Annotated in this window: 5 protein-coding genes; 4 read left to right on the forward strand and 1 reads right to left on the reverse strand. The window is 57.1% G+C overall.

All coding sequences use genetic code 11. From position 1 onward, the window contains the following. From rfbD to AC5EFR_RS23110, 4 genes are all read left to right on the forward strand, one after another. Window positions 1-717, forward strand: a 717-nt coding sequence (gene rfbD / locus AC5EFR_RS23095) for a dTDP-4-dehydrorhamnose reductase (RefSeq protein ID WP_493578044.1), incomplete at its 5' end; no start/stop codon positions are given. Beyond that, entirely contained in the window at window positions 714-1,586 is an 873-nt protein-coding gene (gene rfbA / locus AC5EFR_RS23100) for a glucose-1-phosphate thymidylyltransferase RfbA (protein ID WP_493578045.1), read from the forward strand. The genes rfbD and rfbA, both read left to right, overlap by 4 nt. A 116-nt stretch (window positions 1,587-1,702) precedes the next feature. Then, window positions 1,703-2,716 (forward strand): GDP-mannose 4,6-dehydratase, encoded by a 1,014-nt coding sequence (locus tag AC5EFR_RS23105; RefSeq protein WP_493578046.1) that lies wholly within the window; start codon window positions 1,703-1,705, stop codon window positions 2,714-2,716. A 79-nt stretch (window positions 2,717-2,795) separates the two neighbouring features. Next, window positions 2,796-2,987, forward strand: a complete 192-nt coding sequence (locus AC5EFR_RS23110) for a hypothetical protein (RefSeq protein ID WP_493578047.1) — start codon at window positions 2,796-2,798, stop codon at window positions 2,985-2,987. Window positions 2,988-3,013: 26 nt separating this feature from the next. On the opposite strand, the gene AC5EFR_RS23115 is transcribed toward AC5EFR_RS23110, so the two are convergent. Next, a partial coding sequence (locus tag AC5EFR_RS23115) for a mannose-1-phosphate guanylyltransferase/mannose-6-phosphate isomerase (protein WP_493578048.1) occupies window positions 3,014-4,336 on the reverse strand: 1,323 nt, incomplete at its 5' end.

A 4,336-nucleotide genomic window follows, 5' to 3' on the forward strand; every position in this document is an offset into this window, starting at 1 on the left:
CACAAACCGCGCCTGGTCATCAATGCCGCCGCTTATACGGCCGGTGACAAGGCCGAAGATGATGAGGCGGCAGCCCATCAGCTTAATGCCGTCGCCCCCGGCGAGATGGCCTTGGCCTGCGCGGATCTTGGTTGCCCGTTCCTGCATATTTCGACTGATTACGTCTTTGATGGATCGGGCCAATCCCCATGGCGGGAAAACGACCCTGTTGCACCGCTAGGCGCCTATGGGCGCACCAAATTGGCGGGCGAAGAGGCGGTGCGCGCCGCCAATGGCCATCACGCTATCTTGCGCACCTCATGGGTGTTTTCGGCCCATGGTGGGAACTTTGTCAAAACCATGCTGCGCCTGTCAGAAACCCGCGATGCCTTGAACGTGGTGGGGGATCAGATCGGTGGGCCAACCCCGGCCGCCGATATTGCGGCAACGCTTCTTGAAATGGGGCACCAGATGCAGGCAGGCCATGCGGGCGGCACCTATCACTATGGCGGTCAACCAAGCGTGAGCTGGGCCGACTTTGCCCGCGCGATCTTTGATCACGCCGGGCGAGACATGCGTGTCACTGATATTCCCAGCAGTGACTATCCCACCCCGGCGCGCCGCCCGTTCAATTCCCGTTTGGACTGCTCAAAACTCAAAACTGATTTCAATATTGCCGCGCCTGACTGGACTGTCGGGCTTACGGCGGTTCTCAAAAATTTGGAGACGAATTCGTGACGACGCGCAAAGGAATTATTCTGGCTGGTGGCTCAGGCACGCGGCTTTATCCCATCACCATGGGTGTCTCAAAGCAATTGCTGCCGATTTATGACAAGCCGATGATCTTTTACCCGCTATCGGCTCTGATGCTGACTGGGATTCGTGAAATTTGCATCATCACCACGCCGCAAGATCAAGATCAGTTCATGCGCACCCTCGGTGACGGTAGCCAATGGGGGCTATCGTTGACCTATCTGGTGCAAGCCTCGCCGGATGGGTTGGCCCAGGCCTATCTGTTGGCCGAAGAATTTCTTGATGGTGCGCCCTCGGCGATGGTCCTGGGCGACAACATCTTTTTCGGACATGGATTGCCCGATAAACTGCATGCCGCAGATGCCCAAGCCGCCGGCGGTACCGTTTTTGGCTATCGTGTGAGTGATCCCGAGCGCTATGGCGTGGTGGGGTTTGACGATGAAGGCAATGTGAACCAGATCATTGAAAAACCCGAGGTCCCGCCCTCCCCTTATGCGGTCACAGGGCTGTATTTCTTGGATGGCTCCGCCCCAGAACGCGCCCGCGCTGTAAAACCCTCACCTCGGGGTGAGCTTGAGATCACCTCCTTGCTGGAAATGTATCTTGAGGATGGGTTGTTGAGCGTCCAACAAATGGGGCGCGGGTTTGCCTGGCTTGATACCGGCACCCATGCGTCCTTGTTGGATGCCGGGAACTTTGTGCGCACCTTGTCGGATCGTCAAAGCCAACAGGTCGGATGCCCCGAAGAGATTGCATTTGAAAACGGCTGGATCACCCAAGATCAGCTCCGTGCCCGCGCGGAGCTCTTTAAGAAAACCAATTACGGAACCTATTTGCAGGGGCTGGTTGGCTAATCGCGGCGCGTTTTGTCAACAGGCACCGGGGGGAGAGCCGCTTTGCGAAACCTCCCCTCTTCCCCCTTGGCGGATCAGTGTCTAAAGCAGGGGGATAGAGAAGAGAGATTGACCCCATGGCGCGTATTTTCATCACCGGAACGGCTGGTTTTATCGGCTATCACCTTGCCAACCTGATGCTAAGCGAAGGTCATGTGGTTCACGGTTTTGACGGGATGACCGATTACTACGATGTCACCTTGAAACAGCGCCGCCATGCGATGTTGTCCCAGAACCCCAACTTTACGGCGACCGAAGCCATGCTTGAGGATCGCGATGCCATTGATCGGGCTATTGACGCCTGTGAGCCCGAGATCATCGTGCATCTCGCAGGGCAAGCCGGGGTGCGCTACAGCCTTGATAATCCGCGCGCCTATGTCGACGCCAATGTCACCGGCACCTTCAACGTCATGGAAGGCGCCCGCCGTCACAAGGTTCAGCATCTGATGATGGCCTCGACCTCTTCTGTCTACGGGGCCAATACCGAGATGCCCTTTGGTGAGACCGACAAGGCCGACACGCCGATGACGATCTATGCCGCCACCAAAAAGGCGACCGAGGCAATGGGCCACTCCTATGCCCACCTATACGATATGCCGACCACGATGTTCCGATTCTTTACCGTCTATGGTCCTTGGGGGCGCCCCGATATGGCGCTGTTTAAATTCGTCAAGGCGACGCTCGAAGGGGATGCCATTGATGTGTATAACCACGGCGAAATGTATCGCGATTTCACCTATGTCACCGATCTGGTCCGTGCCATTCGCCTATTGATGTTCGATGCGGTTCCCGAGCGCCCTGAAAACGGCGAAGTGCCTGAGGGCGATAGTCTCTCGCCTGTCGCGCCGTTCCGGGTGGTCAATATCGGCAATTCCAAATCCGAACGCCTGATGGATTTTGTCGAAGCGATCGAAGACGCCTTGGGCCAGAAAACCACCCGCAACATGATGGATATCCAACCCGGTGATGTGCCTGCGACCTGGGCCAATGCCGAACTGTTGGAGACCCTGACCGGCTACCGCCCACAAACCGATATGCGCGACGGGGTGAAACGCTTTGTTGAGTGGTATCGAGACTATTATAGCGTCTGACCTGTTGTCCCGTACGCTGCCTTAAGTTCCAGTTTAGCATCGCGGTCCAAGCTGTTCTTATCCGAAAAGGAGAGCAGTTATGGCCAATGCCAAACCACCCGAGCTTTGGAATCCGGAAACCTATGAGCGCGCCCGCAAGATCGCCACATCAGACGCGTTTTGCTGTTGCGGGGCGCCGGTTCCCGAACCCCTAGCAACACAGCAGTATGATTGCGGACTGCGCATCCATTGCGGGCACTGCGACAGCTTTACCGCAGTCCCTAATTTTTGAAATGGCCGATGGGGGGCATAGCTCCCCTACCCTCTTGAATAAACGTCCTCATAGCGCACGATGTCGTCTTCTCCGACATAAGATCCGGTCTGAACTTCGATCAACACCATCGGCACTTTGCCGGGATTTTCCATGCGGTGGACCGCCCCGAGCGGGATGTAGACGCTCTCGTTTTCGGTCACCAGTTTGACCTCATCGTCAATTGTGACCTTGGCGGTGCCTTCGACAACAATCCAATGTTCAGACCGATGGACATGGCTTTGAAGCGACAGCGCCGCGCCAGGGTGCACCATGATGCGCTTGACCTGAAAGCGGCCACCCACCACGAGGCTTTCGAACCAGCCCCAGGGACGATGATCTTTGGGGAATTGGGTGGCTTGATCAGCCTGCTTTTCCTTGAGCGCCGCAACCGCCAGCTTGACGTCCTGCGCGCGCGACATATCAGCGACCAAAACCGCGTCATTCATCGCCACCGCCATGATGTTCTCAAGACCAATCCCGACAACTTCAAGCCGGTCACTATCGGCGCGCAGCAAGGTGTTGGTGCACTCAATGGCCGTGGCGCCGCCGGTGGTCACAACGCCGTTTTCATCCGGTCCGATCTCGCGCCAAACCGCATCCCAACCACCTAAATCAGACCAGCCAGAGGCAAAAGGCACAACAGACAGGTTATCGGCGCGCTCCATCACGGCATAATCAACCGAGATGTCTTCGGCCTTGGCCCAAGGCTCTGGGGCCAAACGTAAAAATCCTAGATCGGGCTTGGCTTGGGTGACGGCATCGCGCACCGGCTCCATCAGGTTGGCAGCATGTTTTTCAAAAGCAGCGATGACATCCGCGGCGCGGAACAGGAAAATCCCGGCATTCCACATGAAAGTCCCCGCTGCCAGCATCTCTGCGGCGCGGGTTGCATCGGGTTTTTCGACAAAGCGAGACAGCTTAACGGGAGCCCCCTTGGGCGGGGTGCTAAGCTCAAGATAGCCATATGCTGTTTCTGGATGGGTGGGCGCGATGCCAAAAGTGACAAGATCGCCTTGCCCCACAGGCCCCAAACCTTGGGCCACAGCGGCGTGAAAGGCCGCAATATCAGGCACAACATGGTCTGATGGCGCCACCAACAACACCGCATCCGGGTCTTCGGCCTGGGCATGTAGCGCAGCAGCAAGGATCGCCGGGGCGGTATTACGCCCTTCGGGTTCAATCAGGATGGCACCGGGATCGATGCCAATGGCTTGTAGCTGTTCGACTACGATAAACCGAAAGTCGGAATTGGTCAGCACCAGCGGTGCCTTGAACGCAAGCGCATCACTGTAGCCAGCCAGACGCTTAGCCGAAGATTGAAAGAGTGT

This window comes from Pelagimonas sp. (assembly GCF_058892305.1).